Raw genomic sequence first — 17,750 nt, 5'->3', positions numbered from 1 at the left:
CCTCAGATTTTATTTATTATGAAATTTTCTTTACTTTCTTCATAGACTTTTTCATTAACAGTTCCTCTTGGCTTTTCACCCGATAAAAGTTTTATCATTTCTTCACCTAAAATCTTTGGAGAACTTGTAAATGCATCTTTAGTTCCACCTGCTAAATGAGGAGTTATTGTAACATTTTCTAAAGTTACTAAAGGGTATTCTTTTCCTGGAGGCTCTTTGTCAAAAACATCTAAAGCCGATCCAGCAATTTCTTTATTTTTCAAAGCTTCATATAAAGCCTCTTCATCTACTAGTCCAGACCTTGCCGAGTTAATTAAATACGCAGTAGGCTTCATTAACCCCAACAAATCTTTATTTATGAGTTTTTCTGTTTCCTTAGTTAATCTTGCATGTAAGGTTACAAAATCAGATGTTTTCATTAACTCCTCTAAAGAAACTTTATTTACTTCAGAATCATCTTTAAGAAATGGATCATATACTACAACTTTCATATCAAAGCCTTCCAGTCTTTTAGCAACCTTTCTTCCAATCTCTCCAAATCCCACTATACCCACTGTTTTATCTGCTAAATCTGGAACGTACTCTGCATTAGAATAGTCTCTAATCCATTCTCCATTTTTTAAATTTCTATGACTTTTAGCAATGTTTCTACATTCTGAAATTAATAGTCCTACAGTAAAATCTGCAACCGCATTGGAATTTCTTCCTGGTGTATTAAATACTGGTATACCTTTTTTACCTGCATAGTCTAAATTTACATTTTCATAGCCACCTCTTAAAACTCCAATAGCTTTCAAATTCTTACAATTATCTATGACTTCTTTAGTTATTGGACAAAACTGAGTAATAATAATATCTGCATCTTTAACCGAATCAACAATATATTCGGGCACTTCATAAACCTCGCATCCCTTTGTTTCTACCAAAAGGTTTATATTTTGTAATTCCTCATAACTATTTAAGCTCCACTCTACTACCTGTAATTGTGTCCCGTAATCCTTAAATCTTTTGAAGCCCTCCTCTATATATTCCTTGGGAATTAATAAATCTCCTATTCCTACTACTTTCATTAAAACTACTCCTTTCAGTTACTTAGATACTTCATAAAGAAAAAAATCGACTAAAGGCTACTAAATTTTAATTAGTAGTCTTTAGCCGAATTCCAATACACCATTCAACTAATTTATTTTGTTTTTATATGCCATAAATCTTTACAACTTGTAGTAACTCCTATAAATCCTGTTTTTCTTGCTTCATTTACTAATAGTTCATCTTCTACAAATCCCCCTAAAATCATAGGAACATTTTTAATTTTTTTAAGTCTATCAATATACTTTATTCCATATACGCCTGGTCTTAACTCTATTAAATCACATTTAGAATCTACTATAGCTTTTGAAGATGTATCAAAGGACTTTGAGTCCATTAAAGTAATTCTTTGAATTGTCTTTAAGCCTATAGATTTCATCATATTTAATTTTGCTGTACTAGAGCAAATAACCATATCCACCTGATACAATTTTTTTAAAAGATGTATACCAGTTTTATCTAAGTTTAATCCACCTATAAGCTCTACATTAACTATAGCTTTCTTGTTTGCTTTATGACAGGTATCTACAAGAGACTTCAAATTACCAATATGAGCTTCACTCAATAATATATATTCATTTTTAAGAGTTAATGCATAAGATAAATCTTTGATCATTCTAATTGATGGGATTATTGAAAATTCATTGTTTTTCTCATTCATTAAGATTCTCCGTAATCTGTTTAATTACTATAATGGTATCCTTTAACATAAGTTTTGTCAACATTTTCCAAAGTGTATTCCATCCTATTTTTTAATCATTTACTATGAATTTTTCTATCTTCTTTAAAAAATCTTCACAAGAATCCTCATAAATATTAATTGTTACTGTACCAGTTAAGTCAAGGCTAAATACTCCCATAATTGATTTTGCATTAACTGTATATCTTCCAGAAATCAAATCAATCTCATACTCTACTAAAGAAGCTTTATCTACAAAGTTTTTTATATCATCAACAGACTTAAGAAGTATTTTTTTAGTTACCATATATACACCTCCAAATATATAAATTAGTTACGCACATTTTGCATTGGTAATCCTTGCAAGTAATTTTTAAGGTCATCAAATCCAATTTCTACGGAATTACGCATAGTATCGCATGAGGTTCCTGCTAAGTGTGAAGTAAGTGTAATGTTATCTAGTTTAAGGAGCGGACTATCTTTTGGTAAAGGCTCTTCATCAAATACGTCTATTGCGGCACCTCCTATAGACTTTGTTTCTAAAGCATGTATTAACGCATCAGTATCAACAATTCCTGCACGAGCTGTATTTATAAAATATGCTGTTTGTTTCATTTGAGCAAATTCCTTTTCCCCAATGAACTTATTAGTTTTTTCTGATAAACGAATATGCATTGAAATAAAATCTGATTGTGTTAATAGTTCTTCTAATGTTACCGCTTTAAGTCCAGCTTCCTCTATAACTTTTTTATCCATAAATGGGTCATGAACTATTACATTGCATTCAAAGCCTTTTAATCTATCTATTACTTTACGCCCAATATATCCGAATCCTATTATACCTACAGTTCTTGTTCTCATATCATGTATATATTCTTGATTAGCAAACTTTTTACACCACTTTCCCTCATATATTAACTTATGAGCACGCGCTATATTTTTATTTTCAGCAATCATCATCCCAACTGTAAAATCAGCAACTGCATGTGCACTTCTCCATGGAGCATTTATAAGCTTAATACCTCTTTTGGTTAGTTCTTCTACATCTGCATTTTCATAGCCGCCTCTTAAAACTGCTGCCACCTTAAGATTTTCACATGCATCAATCACTTCTTTATTTATTGAAGCTACATGTACTACTATAATATCTTTATCTTTACATTCATCTAATAAAGGTTTATATGTTGGAGCTGCATCAATTCCCCCTAACTCTATTTGAAGCATTCGATCTGTTATAGGTCCCATTGCATACATATCTTTGTCTTCTATCATTGTAACTTCAGCATTATACTTTTCAAGTTCATACATCTTCTTCATTAAATCTGGAGTTATTCCTCCATCAGCTACAAGTAAAATTTTTGTTTTTTTCATCCTAATCATTCTCCTTTTTTTATTATAATTTAACTTTTAACTTATATCCTCGGTTAAAAATCACTGTTTCATTTATTTATATATAAATTCTATATAAGCTTGTCCGTATGTTTAGATATCTGATTTTTCATTCCAATATATTTTCATTATTTCAATTAATCTTTCCCATTCCCTAAATCTTTTTCCGTATATATCAAACGTATCTATATTAGGCATAAAAGGTTTTCGAATTCTTACTGCTTTTTTAAATGCATCTTCATAGCTATCGTATAATCCTGCTCCTACTCCAGCAGTTATAGCTACTCCAAGAGCTCCTACCTCTTCACAATCAACAACTTCTATAGGAAGTTCAAGTACATCTGCAAATACGCGTGCCCAAACCTTACTCCTTGCTACGCCTCCTGTTAAGCGGATGACTTTTGCTTCACAACCTGAATTTTTTAGAAAGTTTATATGTTGCCTGTGCATAAAAGCAACTCCCTCTACTATTGAGTAAGCTATCTCTGCATAAGAGGTATTTTGATCTATATTAAAGAAATTTGCACGTGCATTTTCATGAACACTTGGCTGTGCTACAAAAGGATGGTAAATAACTTGAGTTTTACCAACTGGAACTAAGTCTATTAGTTCATCTAAAACCTTATAAGGAGACACTCCTCTATTATTTGCTTCTAATGTTGCTGTTCCTCCTAATGCTCTATTAAACCATTCATAATTAACTCCTGAAGCACCTGTAAATGAACAATTTAAATATTTACCTCTAGTTAGAAATGGCATATTTGCTGATGCCCCTGGGATTATATTTTCTGAATGTGTTTCATTAATACACCAAGTTCCAGCAATAGCTGTTATTACTCCTGGAGCTGTAGCTCCAGCTCCTACTAAACAAGCAAGTATATCCATCATTCCTCCAACTACTGGAGTACCTTCTGCAAGACCTGTTAACTGTGAAGCTTCTTTTGTAACCCTTCCTACAATCTCCGAAGATTCTATTGCAAGTTTAGGAAGCTTATCATACATCTCTGGAATCTCATAAAGATCAAGAAGTTCTTTAGAATACTCTAATTTTCCAAGATCCATCATGCTAGAACCTCCAAATACATTTGCATCAGTAGCAAACACATCTGTTAATCTATACATTATAAGATCCTTAAACATTAAAACTGCTCCAATTTTGTTATACACTTCTGGTTCATATTTTTTAAACCAGCAAAGAAGTGGACCTGGTTCTCCTGCAAACAAAGTTCCTTTTATAATTTCATTGATTTTATCATAACTACCTTTTTTCTTATACATATCAATAATGTCATTTGCTCTATAATCATGTGAAAAAGCTCCTGGTGCAGCTGCATTTCCTTCTTTATCTAAAACCACTATTCCATTTCCAAAAGAACATACTCCTATACCTGTAATATCCTTTGGATCTATTTTAGCTTTTTCTACGGCTTCCTTAATACACTTAGATGTTGATCTCCAAAGAGCATCCACATCAAATTCTTCAAATCCTTTTCCTCTAGGCTTTACTCTTGTACTCAAAGTGGAAGAGGATGTGATTTCATTCCCAAACTCATCAAAAATTACAGCTTTAGTAGACGTACATCCCGCATCTATTCCCATAAGATATTTAGACATTGTTTTTCCCCCTTAAATATATAATTAATTAAATAAGAGTTTTGTAAAATGGTATAAAAAAAGAACCCAACTAGAGGTCGTTAAATAAATTTAAAGACCTTTAGTTGAATTCATATCACCATTCAACTTTTTATTTTGTTTTAAAAGAAAATTTAATTTCTTAGTTCATGAACTTTATATTTAAATTGTATATGTTTTCAAAAAGCTTGTCAATATTAATTTATTCAAAAAAACACCAACCCTAAAAGTTGGTGTTAACCCTTATTTTTATACAACTCAATGTATACTTTTATCTATTTGGATTCCCTGCTTAAAAGTAAATATATTATAGGGATCATATTTCGCCTTTACTTCTCTAAGCTTGTACTTATTCTCTCCATAATACTCTGTTTCATAATCTTCAAGTTCCCCAAAAGGAAAGTTTATGTATGAACCTTGAGTTATAGTTTTTATGAATTCAAACCTATCTATGATCCAACTCTTATTTTCCTCAGAATACTTATCTTCTTCCCAAACAGATTGAATTCCCATTATAAACTTTGAATCTCTATAATAAAATGCTGTACTTTGTTTATCTTTATCTTCTACAGCTCCACCTAACCCATAAAAGGAAATAGCCGCATAAGTTGAACCTTCTGCTACATTCTCAACAGTTTCTATGATTTTTTCGATCTCTTCTCTGCTGTAATCTTTATAAACAAATCTTCCTGTAGACTTGTATTTTTCAAAATCAGGATGACTATCTTGTATTACTCTATTGGCTTCTAATAAAGGCATATATTCTAACTTAAAAATAGCTTTATCTGAAATATTTTTAAAATCCTTTAATGCTATGTTTGCCTCTTCTAGACTTCCATGCATCAATCCTGTGATTTTTACTCCTCTTCCTTTTTCTTTAGAGTTATATATGGCTGTTTTTATATTGATATTTCTTCCCCAAGTTTTAAATGAGTTTTGCAAAACCTCAATAATCTTTATATTTTCTTCTTTTGTTATATGTAAATACTCTATATTTATTAGGGTGGTCATCTTTCTTTTTTCTGAAAGTGCAAAGGTCATGCTGACAACTATTCCAAAATTTCCGCCACCTCCACCCTTGCAAGCCCAAAATAAATCTTCATTTATAGCTTCATTTGCAATTATTAAATCTCCCTTATAATCAACCATCTCTAGTTCAATTAAACTATCAGAAGCTAATCCAAAAAGTCTGCTAGAATATCCCCAGCCTCCACCTAAAACTAAACCAGTAACTCCAACTGTAGGACATCCTCCCCCTGGAAAAGGATATTCTTTCTCTCCTAATGCTTCATATATCTCTCTATTTCTAACGCCACCAGCTATTTTTACAAGCTTATTTTCTTCATCTATACTTATCTCTTGCATTTTGCTGACGTCAATAACTACTACACCATCCCCAGTTGAATACCCTTCATAATGATGTGCCCCTGATCTTATTCTTATATCTAGGGACTTTTCTCTCGCCCATCTTACTGCATTTATAACATCCTCCTTCTCGTAACAATAAACAATTACTAGTGGATACTTTTCTATTGCCCTATTCCAAGCTTGTCTATCCTCATCATAAGAAGTACTCTTATTAGTTACAACTTTTCCTGTTAATCCTTCATAATTTATATCAATAATTTTTTCACCTTCTAAATTGTTTTATGTGTACAAGTTATTTTTTATATGTATATATATTATCACATTGCACTCAATTTAAGTGCATAAAATTAATTCCTAGGCTTACTTTTGATACCAGTTAGTATTCTACCTAAAACAAAAAAGTCGCCAAGGCGATTATGAGCCGTCGACTTTTTTTGCGCATCTGCCTTTCCAAACGCATGTGAGGAAAAACTGGCAGGCGCTCAATTTTCTTGTTTTTTATTCTTTAGGAGCTTCATGTAGCCTTCATATATTCATATCTAATTTAAGTTATCCACAACTTTGAAATAATATAAATTCCTAAAGAACAAAAAAGCTCCCCATCTCTTAGAGAAGTAGAACTTTTTCAATAAAATTTATTCTAATAAATTATCAACATTAATCATCTTTTTATCTTCCAATTTAATCTCATTTTCTTTATACCATCTATATGTTCTCTTAAGTCCTTCTTTTAGACCTGTTTTAGGTATGTGTAATCCACTTGCCTTTAACTTGTCTATACTTAAAGTATAGTTTGTATTTCTAAATGGAAAATAGGTTCTAACCTGCTGTATAGATTTTGAACTATTTACCTCTTTAATTATAGGTGATTCTCCTATTACTTCTCCACAAATATTGATATACACCTTATTTCTGTAGCATGCTACGCAGTAGCTGCATTAAATTCATTAGTTTATTACACAAAAAAGGATTAGACTGAAGCTGAGAACCGCTTCTACCGAATAGTAGTGCATCTTTTCTATCACACTTAATGTGCTTGTTATAACCATCGTAACTTAATTTTTTTATACCTCTTGTAAGTATATCAACACTATATCCTTTAGATATAAGATGTTTAACCAACGCTTGGCTAACAAACTCGCTTCCCCCTAAAACTAATAGTTTCATAAAATCCTCCTTATACTTCTACGTCTAAAATTCCCTAACAAAACCTTTAAACCTAGTCCCTTGAAAAGTTAATGTTCCTTTATCCCCTTCAACCATCATTCCATAATCATAACCTGAAACTACAAACTCAACTCTCTCTCCATTAGAAAACTCAAAAGTAATATAATAGGTAGTTGAAGTAGAAGTTGAATTCATATTAGTATTTGCATCATGATGATCATGATGACTTACTGACATCCTCTTTGACACTATCGTTGCTTGAACTGGAATTATAGGTTGTTTATTATTATAACTCCATTTCTTAACACCTCTAACAACGCTAAAAATAAGTAGCCCAAAAAACACTAAAAAGAATAACGGAAATATAAATGACATTAAATTAAACATTCCAAATCCATTCATCATATTTACCTCCCCAAAACTATATATATTAACTAAATTATACACCTTAATCCTGTAGCATACCACGTAGTGGTTGCATTAAATTCCTTTTAACCATATTGCTATAGGAATAAATTTGTCTCTATCTATCAAAACTAGTTCTAACGAAATAAAAAGTACCAATAATCATATTTGAGCTAAATATCCCCATATGATAACATAAAATAAATAATCTATTTAAAAAGGAGATTTATCCATGAGTATAATTTATAACAGAAAAAGTATTAGAAAATATACTAATGAACAGGTAAGTGACGACCAAGTTAAAGATTTATTAAAAGCTGCTATGGCTGCTCCTTCTGCCGGTAATGCTCAACCTTGGGATTTCATAGTAGTTAGAAATAAAGATACCTTTGAGGAAATTATGAATATTAGTAAATATTCTACTCCTCTAAAAACAGCTTCTGTTGCAATAATAGTATGTGGTAATAAGGATAAAGAAAAGTTCCCTGGATATTGGGTTCAAGATTGTTCGGCTGCTACAGAAAACATACTTTTAAGATCTGAGGAAATTGGTCTTGGTGGAGTTTGGCTTGGAATTTATCCAGAAGAAGGTAGAGTTAAAGGCTTAAAGAAAATTTTTAATCTTCCAGAAACTATTACTCCTTTGGCTGTTATTTCTATAGGGTATCCTGATGAAAATAGAGCTACAACTGACAGGTTTAATGAGGACAATATCCACTTTGAGACTTGGGGAAATAAAAATAACTAAATTAATTAAAAGCTCTTGCAACTTTAATTAATCTTGCAAGAGCTTTTTATCTTTATTCTAATATTAACTTTTCATAAATCTTATCTAGAAATTCATCTTCATTAATGTTGTCCATCCTATTTCTTGTATCTATTACTCTATCCTCTGACACCACAACATATGATTTTTTCTCCTCATCGCTATAAACTCTAATGTTTTCAGGAAGTTTAGTTTCCTCTAATTTTAAATCACTTCCATAGCCTTTCAGTCTTCTTAAAAGTGTTACCTCTTGAAACTTAATTACTACGAAAGATTTACTTTTAAAGGATGTATAACTAAAACTATTTTCATCCCCATAATAACTATAATCTACTCTCTCAGCTATTATACTTTTATCATAAACGTTAAATGGATCTTTCTCTTGTTTATATCCAAAATCCTCAATGCTCATTTTAACTTGTTCTACTACCGTGAATTTATCAACGGTGGAAAAAAAACTTAAAGAAATTATTGCTCCCATAATATAAACAAATGCTACTGAATATCTTAAAATCAATATTCCATTAGAATACTTATAATATTTTTTAGAGTTAAAAAGGTATATAATACCTCCCATAAATATCCCAAATACTACTAGTGATACAAAAAATATAGATAAGGCTTTTGTATTGTGTATATTTTCATTAATAAGAGCTAAAATAGTTAAAGTAATCATGCCAAAAGATCCTAGGTTAGAAAATATATTTTTCCTTTTTAGCTGTTTATAATTATTGTAAGGCATAAATTCATTTTTGCTTAAACTTCTTTTTGCTTTTACTCTCCATATGAAAAAGTTAGCTACTTTAATAGTACTACTAATTCCTCCAACGGTTATTGCTAAAAAGGTTATTATAGATGAATTAGAAGCTAAAAAATCATCCATCACAAATAAACACGTATAAACCCAATAAGCACACATCAATATTAGTATTATTTTTAGAACAATATTTGATAAGGACATTTTAGAAACCACCCTAAACTTTTCATTTTGGTCTGTATGAATATCTATTGTCTTATCATTATCCTCTGCATAAAATATAAAATTGCTATCTAGTTTATCTAAATATCTCCACCCAGCGGCTCTACAATACTCTATATAATCTTCTAGTCTATCTTCCCTCACATTAGGTATATCTACATAAAATCTTAAGTTTTGAGGCTCTATTTTTTTAAATCTAAAAAATGGTCTGTTTATTGTATCTAATAACCATCCTTGTTTTGCCATCATTTCTAGGTATTCTTCTACAGCTAAACATTCATAAGGCTCAAAAGTAAAATACCTTGTCTTTATCTCCTTCATCCCTAATTCTCCTTTAATAACTTCTCATATATTACATCTATAAATTTATCCTTATCTATATTCTTAATTTTAATATGCACTTGTATAGCTCTATTTTTTGACACAAATATATATTCCTCTTCATTTCTATAGGTATACACTTTAATATCTTTGGGAATATTAGTGTCCACCAACTCTAGATCATCCTTAATCTTACCAATATGTTTTACCAAACTTTTTTCTTGAAGCTCTATTAAAAATGGGTACTTACTTTTTAATAGAGTATAGCTTATATATTTATCTTCATCCACAGAATTAAAACAATATATCTTTTCAGCGATCAGGCTTCTACGGTAATCAACAGACATATCATCATCATTGTTATCATATCCTAAATCCCTAACTGTAAGTTCTATTTTCTCCTTTGGAACCTTATTTCTATCACCATAATCTATGGTACCAAATGTAAGTAATACTCCAGTAAGTACTAAAAAGATAAATATACCTGCAAATCCCCCACCTACAGCTAAAGTAATATTAGTTTGTCTAGAATATCTCTTCTTTCTAATATATCTAGTAATAAATATAGGACCTATAATTACACTAAAAATTAGTATTAAAAATATTATTCTACCACTTCTAGTGGCATTATCATCACTAAGTATAAATACTGCAAATAGCCCAGTATAAATCATAGTAATTGAAGATATCAATATATTTTTTAACCTTACTTGCTTGTAATTATTATATTTTATAGATTTATTTTCTCTTAATCTTTTTCTTGATTTTAAAACCCATATAAGAAAGTTAACTGGCTTAGAAGAGTATATTAATATAAGGCTAAATATTAACGGTAATGAAAATATAAAAAAATTAGATGTTAGCGCATAACTGATGTCTCCATAGACTAGCGTTTTAATATTAAATCCCCATGTTAACACAAGAAAAAGATATAAAATCATATTTCCTAATGAAGCTTTAACCACTGATTTAAACTTCTCCCTCTCGTCTGTTTGGATGTCTATAGTCGAGTTATAATCTTCAGTATAAAACACTTGGATCTTCTTATCTTGACATATATATTTCCAACCAGCGGCTTCACAGTATTCCCTGTAGTCTAATGCATCCTCACTATCATCAGGATCATATTTTGATATTTTATTTAATATATCAACTGAAAATTTTAGTTTCTTAGGTTCTATTTTTTCAAATTTTAAAAATGGTCTATTTATAGATTTAATTAGCCACCCTGATTCAGCCATAGCCTCAAAATATTCTTCTAGTGCTGAACACTCATAAGGCTCATAAAGAAAATAAACCGTCTTTTTGTTTCTCATACCCTAATTCTCCTTTAATAACTTCTCATATACTATATCTAAAAACTCGTCTTTATCAATTCCTGAAAGATTTATATGCATATCAACCACTCTATTTTTTGTTACAAATATATACGCTTCATTTTCCTCATCAGAATAGACCCTATTATTACTTGGAAGGCTAGTATTTCTTATCTTCAAATCTTCTTCAAATCTACTAACCCACTCTGTTATCCTATTTTCTTGTAACTCAACAATCCAAGGATACTTACTATTTAAAACTGTATAACTTAAACTATTGTTTTCATCACGATTTGAGTAATATATTCGTTCTGCAAGTATGCTCTTCTGATAATCCCCATAAAAATCACTCTCATTTTCCTTATATCCGAAATCACTAATTGTAAGTTCACTCTTGGTTTTTGCTATTTCATTTCTATTATCTTCACTTAAAGTATCTATTGAAATTGATATCCCTGTAAATATCAACAATACAAATATAGCTACAACTGCTCCGCTTATAGTCAAAGTGATGTTCGTTTCCCTTGAGTATCTTTTCTTTCTAATGTATCTAGCTATAAATACAGATATTATAACTGCTGATATCATTAAGATTACTAATACACTATTCCCTTTTTCATAGTTACTTTCATCACGAATTAAGAAAAAACAATATAATCCAATCCAAATCAATAAATAAAAAATTGATAAACTATTTTTTACTTTTACTTGTTTATAGTTATTATAGGGCATAGATTTATTATCTTTTACTTGTTTCCTTGCCTTAAAAAACCATATTATAAAACTCATTATCTTACTAACATATATTACTATTCCAATACACACTGCCGCTAAAGTTGCAATCATTACATTTGAGGTTATATCATAACTTATATCGCCTCGCCTTAAACTAATCCAAATAAGCAAAACCCATAAAGCAACAGTAAGAATATATGAAAACACATTCCCCATTGATGCCTTAACCACCGATTTAAACTTCTCCCCCTCATCTGTCTGAATGTCTATAGCTTTATTATAGTCCTCAGTATAAAACACTTGAATCTTCTTATCCTGACATATATATTTCCAACCAGCGGCTTCACAGTATTCTCTATAATCTAATGCATCCTCACTGTCCTCTGGATCATAAGATGAAATTTTATTTAATATATCAACTGAAAACTTTAATTTCTTAGGTTCTATTCTTTCAAATTTTAGAAATGGTCTATTTATAGATTTAATTAACCATCCTGATTCAGCCATAGCTTCAAAGTATTCTTCTAATGCAGAACATTCATATGGTTCATAAAGAAAAAAAACAGTTTTTTTATTTCTCATAGTTCTCCCTCCATATTTGATAACCCATCATTCACCATAGTAACTAATCTTTTATATTCTTCTACAAGTATCTCCTTGCCTTTATCTGTGATTATATAACTTCTTTTTCTACCTTGAACTTCTGTCTCCATTATTATATTTTCCTTTTCAAACTTTCCAAGAAGAGCATATAAAGTTCCTGGTCCAACCTTTACACGACCATTAGATATTTCTAATACAGCTTCCATGATGTCTACCCCACATCTTTCTTTAAGTAAAGCCATCAATATATAATACATTGGTTCAGTTAGAGTCTGAAGCTGTTCTCTTGCCATTTCTTATCACCTCTTTAATATCGAGTATCGATAATAATATTATATTATCGATACTCGATATTTGCAATAAATTTATATAATTTTCCAAAAAAAAAGAAATACCAACATTCTGATACTTCTTCTTAATACTACTAATTCTTCAAAATCCCTTCAATAAAAGTTCCTTGCCCCCACAACAATTCTTTTTTAGCTAACTCACTATCCAGCCAATAAATTTTAGCTTTTTTACCTTTATCCTCTACACCATCTGAAATTTCATGTACCCACTCATCTTTTATATTATCTTTAAGCTCTACTTTAAATATATTTCTTTCTTGCCACTCTCCTCTCCATTTTGCATGAAATGGAATAGTTAAAATATGATGTATATCTTTTATAACATCTATTCCTGTTTCTTCAAACAATTCTCTTTTCACAGACTCCTCTAAAGATTCCCCCTCTTCTACAGATCCGCCTGGAACCTCAGTTCCTTTTCCATTTATCTTACTTAACACTAAAATCTCATATTTATTCTCTTTTTCCCTTACACAAAATGCCAATACCTTCTTAATCATTTTTACCCTCCAAAATTCCACATTTTTCACATATTGCTATTGTATTGCAGTAGTATTACAAATACAATTATAAGTATAGACAAACTGATTTCTTCTAAAGTTTTTTTATATTTAAGAAATAAATAGACCACTTTGTGAGTACTCATGTATATGTACAAACTTATACTACTGATAAAGTAGTATACAAATATTTAATTTACAAAACAGGAGGTTATTAATTAATGGGATTTTTAAAAAGAAATGAAATTAAAGAAAAAGAGGTGCCTATTATGCCAGAACCTAAAGTAGAAGTTAAAGAAATTGAGCCAAGCTTTTCTCAGAAAAAAAGTTTATCTCAAAAAAGAAATCTATCCTTATTTGAAGGAGATACTGTTAAATACCTAATAGAGAATTTTCCAACTATGTCTATAGAGATTCAAAATGGTCTTAACAATTTAGCTGATATTTTAGAAGATACTATAAATTACATTGAAGATAGGTCAAGCGAAATAATCAAAAAGAACAGAGAATTTACAACAAGCCAGGAGCATAGAGATACTTCAATAGCTATCTACGACGTTGTTCAAAACATAAACAACTATGTTAGTTGGATGCAAGATGAATATGAAAGCAACATGAGAAAAGAAGCTCCTACTGAAGTTTCTAAAGCAGCAAGCATAACTAATGCAATTAAAGAAGAATCAGTAAATACTTCTAAAGAAACTTCTCCCTCTCAAGCTACCACAGAAGAACAAATAGAAATATATAAAGACTTTTCACTAAAAGATCCTAAAGGATTTACACTTCACAATCACAATGTTTTAGTTGAAGACTGGGACGACTTACTTGTAAAAACTGCAGCAATCCTAACAAAACAATACAGATCAAATAAAAATAGTAATAAAATCGTAAAAAACATCCAACCGCTTGAGAAAAAATCTCCTCAAAATTCTTTTAGAGACACAGTTATAGAAATGCTTACAGAATACAAAATAAATCTAGATGAATTCAAAATCATAATTAAAAACAAATAATCTATAAAAACTTAAGGTCATGCCTTTATAAAGCATGACCTCATTTTTTAGCTATAACTGGTACCCAAAGTTCATGTCTTGGTTTATGACCAGCTCCATAATAACATTCTATACATGGAAGATTTCCAAGTTCATAACCTGACGTAGGAATCCATTCTGAATATAATCTCTTCCATGCTTCCACAATATTAGGGAAAACTGCCCAAGTACTTGATGGAATTATCAATTCTTCTAAGTCTTCTTGTTTATCTTCCGTATATCTTACTCCCATAAAATACTCAAATTCATCATCCATAATGGCAGCTTCTTTTCCACAAACTCCAAGTAGACCTTCCATTTTACATTTAGGATTCTCCCATGACATATCAATTAATCTTTGAGTAAAACCTTCTTTTTTTGATTTGCTCCAAAGAGTAGGTATGGTCTTAAAAGCTCTATTGGTCTTTACTAACTCTTTCTTCCCAACTATTCTAATCTCGAAATCAATATTCTCAATCCTATACTCCATTTCCTTATCTCCCTTTATAGATATTTGAAAAGAGATTTTTGGAAAGGCTTTTAATTGAGCTCCTGAATTACGTGCCTCTGAAGGTTTTATACCATGAGTTTTTTGAAATGCTCTTGAAAATGAGTCCCCAGATTCATATCCATATTTAACAGCTATATCTAGTATACGTATATCAGTTTTTTGAATTTCAAAGGCAGCAAGAGTCAATCTTCTACGCCTTATGTATTCTGATAAAGCTATTCCACTAATTGCCGAAAACATTCTAGAAAAATGATATTCAGAACAATAGGCCCTTTTTGCAATTTCTGAATAAATAATCTCGCCTTGAATATTTTCTTCTATATATTCTAAAGCAGCATTCATTCTCTCAATCCAATCCAAATCCATCTCCCCCTTCATATTCATCATAAAGGAAATATATACTGTGAGTCCGATATTCCTTGCACCAATATGTAGGTTTAAGAATATTAAGGTTTTTCTATTCTTTTATAATCTATAGAACTTTCAAACAACGTATATATCATGCTTACACATTTATCAATGTATAAATCCACATTTATTACATCATCCCCATAAAGAATTTTATGACATACATCGTCTATCAATAATAATACATAGTATATAAATATTTCTTCATCTTCTTTACTTTTAGTTGGTATTGATAAAGCTTCAAACACCTCTCGTGTCCTAATTACTCTATTATCAAGTTGATCATTAACAACTTTAGCTATGTCCTCATCTAAAAGAGCTAACGCATTCATCTCATCGTGAAAGATTTTAGAAAAATCATGATAATCCATCACCATCTTTATAAATAATTTAAATAAATCTTTTACCGTTTCTGGATTATCAAATCCTTTATCTGTATTTTCTTGCCAAAATGTACGCGTTGGATAATTAAAATTATCATTAATTTTTTCAATAACCTTAATATAAATTTCCTTTTTATCATTAAAATAAGCATAAACGGAACCAGTTGCTACTCCTGCTTCCTTTGATATATCTGCTGTAGTTGTATTATAATAACCTTTTTCATTAAAAAGCTTATAAGCAGCATCTATTATTTTATTGTACTTTTCTAATGCCCTTTTTTGCGTTGGTATTCTAGTTTTTTTCTCCATATTCATCACCTAACTTAATAGTAAAAGATAGCTAATAAAAAGTCAAATTAAAGTGAATATGAAATCTGTTTCATATATTGACTTTCTATTTCCAAAGATATATTATATGAATATGAACTCTATTTCATATTTAGGAGGATATAATTATGAATAAAAAAGAAAAAACCTTAGCATTTATATCACTAGCAATTGCATGCTTTCTAACAGTATTGGATGCAACTATAGTAAATGTGTCCTTGCCCTCTATGGCTGAATACTTTAACACAGATATTACAGGAATCTCTTGGGTTAGCACAGCTTACTTAATTCCTTTCTCTGCACTTTTAATAAACTTCTCTAAACTTGCAGATATCTTTGGACGAAAAAAACTATTTGTAATTGGTCTTTTAGTTTTTGGTGTATCTTCAATGTTATGCGGTCTATCAACTTCACTTTCTATGATAATAATTTTTAGAATTATTCAAGGCATAGGGGCAGCCATCTTGACTCCTTTAGCAATTCCTCTAGGTATAGAGATTTTTGGTAAAGATGCAATGTCAAAATTAGCTGTTATAGTAGGTATGATAATTTCTATTTCTGCTGCCTCCGGTCCAATATTAGGTGGCATTTTAAATGAATTTTTAGGATTTAAATCAATATTCTACGTAAATATACCATTTATTATTATTTCCTTATTGTTTGGAATATTATATCTTAAGGAATCCTATGATAAAACAATAGAAAAGAGTATAGACATTATCGGCTCACTTCTCATAAGTTATGGAATAGGCGCACTAACATTCTTTTTGGTAAAAGGAAATGATTATGGCTGGACTAGCTCAAAAATAATGACTTTAATAATTACTTCTGTAGTTTCTCTAATTGCATTTGTTTTATACGAACTTAAATCTAAAAATCCTATGATAGAGTTTAAACTTTTTAAGACAAAAAGCTTTACTTCATCAGTTATAATAATAGGAGTTGTATTTTTTGCTTATATGCCTATTTCCTACCTTATGAATTTCTATTTAGAAAATCAGTTAGGTTATAGTGTTCTAAAATCAGGCGCTATTATTGGAATCATAAGTGGTATTTCCTTTTTTATGTCACCTGTTTTTGGGCTTATAGCAATGAAATTTGGAGCTAGGGTAACTTCTACGCTTGCTATATTATTAGTTTCTCTAGGAGACTTTATGTTCTTTTTCATGAACAGCTCAAATAATTTGAATATAATTTATAGCTCATTTATCTTAGTAGGAATTGGTCTAGGGGCTACTACTCCTCTATATCAAAGTGCCTTTGAAGAAATCTCAGAAAATAAAAATGGAATTGCCTCTGGTATATTAAACAGTTTCAGACAACTTACTGCCTGCATAGCTATAGCTTTAGTATCAACCTTAAGCAACCATTATAGTACCCAAGCCATTGATAATGCAAAATTAAGAATTATTGATAATATTAATAGTAATCAAATATTAGAGGAGCAAGTTAAAGATATAATTACTAGCAAAATATCATCATCAAGTTCTACTGAAAACAGATCTTTTTCAAAAGAAGCTGTCGATGAATTGATTTTGGCACAGGAGCAACCACTACTTGCTTCCGCGTCAGATACAACGAAAATAATAATTCAAAAAAAGTTTAGTGTTCAAGCAAATGAGATATATAAAATTTTAGATGAAGCAACCATAATAAAAAATGATGAAAGTAATAAAGTATACAATAAATCATTTTTAATAACCTCATTAATTGCACTTTTAGGGCTTATAGCAGTACCTTTTAACAAAAAGAAAATTAAGCCTTCTATATAAAAAATAAAGCTTGAAGTTCACT

The 17,750-nt window shown here is 30.2% G+C and carries 19 protein-coding genes; 3 read left to right on the top strand and 16 right to left on the bottom strand.

Annotated elements, in window-relative coordinates:
* Positions 1-2 precede the first annotated feature (2 nt).
* From P8F83_RS20325 to P8F83_RS20285, 9 genes are all read right to left on the bottom strand, one after another.
* Complete coding sequence (locus P8F83_RS20325) at positions 3-1,070, bottom strand: 2-hydroxyacid dehydrogenase (protein WP_326512440.1); 1,068 nt, start codon at positions 1,068-1,070, stop codon at positions 3-5.
* A gap of 113 nt (positions 1,071-1,183) precedes the next feature.
* On the bottom strand, positions 1,184-1,750 hold the full coding sequence (locus tag P8F83_RS20320; protein ID WP_326512439.1) for a glycerol-3-phosphate responsive antiterminator: 567 nt from the start codon (positions 1,748-1,750) through the stop codon (positions 1,184-1,186).
* 91 nt (positions 1,751-1,841) lie between these two features.
* Positions 1,842-2,075 carry an HPr family phosphocarrier protein gene (locus tag P8F83_RS20315; protein ID WP_326512438.1) on the bottom strand — a complete coding sequence of 78 codons (234 nt, stop codon included), beginning with the start codon at positions 2,073-2,075 and terminating at the stop codon, positions 1,842-1,844.
* Positions 2,076-2,098: 23 nt separating this feature from the next.
* Complete coding sequence (locus P8F83_RS20310; protein WP_326512437.1) at positions 2,099-3,139, bottom strand: 2-hydroxyacid dehydrogenase; 1,041 nt, start codon at positions 3,137-3,139, stop codon at positions 2,099-2,101.
* Between the two features lie 111 nt (positions 3,140-3,250).
* Positions 3,251-4,771, bottom strand: coding sequence for an FGGY-family carbohydrate kinase (locus tag P8F83_RS20305; protein WP_326512436.1), 1,521 nt, complete (start codon positions 4,769-4,771; stop codon positions 3,251-3,253).
* Between the two features lie 276 nt (positions 4,772-5,047).
* The gene (locus tag P8F83_RS20300) at positions 5,048-6,415 is read right to left on the bottom strand and encodes an FAD-binding oxidoreductase (protein WP_326514868.1); all 1,368 of its coding nucleotides are present in this window, start codon (positions 6,413-6,415) and stop codon (positions 5,048-5,050) included.
* Positions 6,416-6,792: 377 nt separating this feature from the next.
* A complete protein-coding gene (locus tag P8F83_RS20295) occupies positions 6,793-7,062 on the bottom strand; it encodes a hypothetical protein (protein WP_326512435.1) in 270 nt (89 codons plus the stop codon).
* 1 nt (position 7,063) lies between these two features.
* Positions 7,064-7,324: a Rossmann-fold NAD(P)-binding domain-containing protein gene (locus tag P8F83_RS20290; protein ID WP_326512434.1), complete on the bottom strand. Its 261-nt coding sequence runs from the start codon at positions 7,322-7,324 to the stop codon at positions 7,064-7,066.
* A gap of 24 nt (positions 7,325-7,348) precedes the next feature.
* Positions 7,349-7,729, bottom strand: a complete 381-nt coding sequence (locus tag P8F83_RS20285) for a DUF2500 domain-containing protein (RefSeq protein ID WP_326512433.1) — start codon at positions 7,727-7,729, stop codon at positions 7,349-7,351.
* A gap of 232 nt (positions 7,730-7,961) precedes the next feature.
* Between P8F83_RS20285 and P8F83_RS20280 the strand changes: the two genes are divergently transcribed.
* The gene (locus P8F83_RS20280) at positions 7,962-8,477 is read left to right on the top strand and encodes a nitroreductase family protein (RefSeq protein WP_326512432.1); all 516 of its coding nucleotides are present in this window, start codon (positions 7,962-7,964) and stop codon (positions 8,475-8,477) included.
* A 52-nt stretch (positions 8,478-8,529) separates the two neighbouring features.
* Here the strand turns inward: P8F83_RS20280 and P8F83_RS20275 are convergent, their stop codons facing one another.
* From P8F83_RS20275 to P8F83_RS20255, 5 genes are all read right to left on the bottom strand, one after another.
* Entirely contained in the window at positions 8,530-9,795 is a 1,266-nt protein-coding gene (locus P8F83_RS20275) for a DUF2812 domain-containing protein (RefSeq protein WP_326512431.1), read from the bottom strand.
* A 2-nt stretch (positions 9,796-9,797) separates the two neighbouring features.
* Positions 9,798-11,111: a DUF2812 domain-containing protein gene (locus P8F83_RS20270; protein ID WP_326512430.1), complete on the bottom strand. Its 1,314-nt coding sequence runs from the start codon at positions 11,109-11,111 to the stop codon at positions 9,798-9,800.
* 3 nt (positions 11,112-11,114) lie between these two features.
* Positions 11,115-12,428, bottom strand: coding sequence for a DUF2812 domain-containing protein (locus P8F83_RS20265; protein WP_326512429.1), 1,314 nt, complete (start codon positions 12,426-12,428; stop codon positions 11,115-11,117).
* Positions 12,425-12,742, bottom strand: coding sequence for a PadR family transcriptional regulator (locus P8F83_RS20260; protein WP_073022209.1), 318 nt, complete (start codon positions 12,740-12,742; stop codon positions 12,425-12,427). The genes P8F83_RS20265 and P8F83_RS20260 overlap by 4 nt, the downstream gene beginning before the upstream one ends.
* Before the next feature lie 131 nt (positions 12,743-12,873).
* Positions 12,874-13,296 (bottom strand): NUDIX domain-containing protein, encoded by a 423-nt coding sequence (locus P8F83_RS20255; protein ID WP_326512428.1) that lies wholly within the window; start codon positions 13,294-13,296, stop codon positions 12,874-12,876.
* A 221-nt stretch (positions 13,297-13,517) separates the two neighbouring features.
* Here P8F83_RS20255 and P8F83_RS20250 point away from each other — a divergent pair, with 221 nt between their 5' ends.
* Complete coding sequence (locus P8F83_RS20250) at positions 13,518-14,309, top strand: hypothetical protein (RefSeq protein WP_326512427.1); 792 nt, start codon at positions 13,518-13,520, stop codon at positions 14,307-14,309.
* Between the two features lie 40 nt (positions 14,310-14,349).
* Here the strand turns inward: P8F83_RS20250 and P8F83_RS20245 are convergent, their stop codons facing one another.
* A complete protein-coding gene (locus P8F83_RS20245; RefSeq protein WP_326512426.1) occupies positions 14,350-15,198 on the bottom strand; it encodes an AraC family transcriptional regulator in 849 nt (282 codons plus the stop codon).
* Between the two features lie 86 nt (positions 15,199-15,284).
* Positions 15,285-15,938: a TetR/AcrR family transcriptional regulator gene (locus P8F83_RS20240; RefSeq protein ID WP_315112106.1), complete on the bottom strand. Its 654-nt coding sequence runs from the start codon at positions 15,936-15,938 to the stop codon at positions 15,285-15,287.
* A 146-nt stretch (positions 15,939-16,084) separates the two neighbouring features.
* On the opposite strand from P8F83_RS20240, the gene P8F83_RS20235 reads away from it, so the two are divergent.
* A complete protein-coding gene (locus P8F83_RS20235) occupies positions 16,085-17,728 on the top strand; it encodes a DHA2 family efflux MFS transporter permease subunit (protein WP_326512425.1) in 1,644 nt (547 codons plus the stop codon).
* Positions 17,729-17,750 lie beyond the last annotated feature (22 nt).

The sequence above is a fragment of the Clostridium intestinale genome (genome assembly GCF_035905475.1).
Taxonomy (GTDB): Bacteria; Bacillota; Clostridia; order Clostridiales; family Clostridiaceae; genus Clostridium_T; species Clostridium_T intestinale.
Note: the sequence above shows the minus strand (reverse complement) of the source record. Positions and strands in the feature narration are given on the sequence as shown.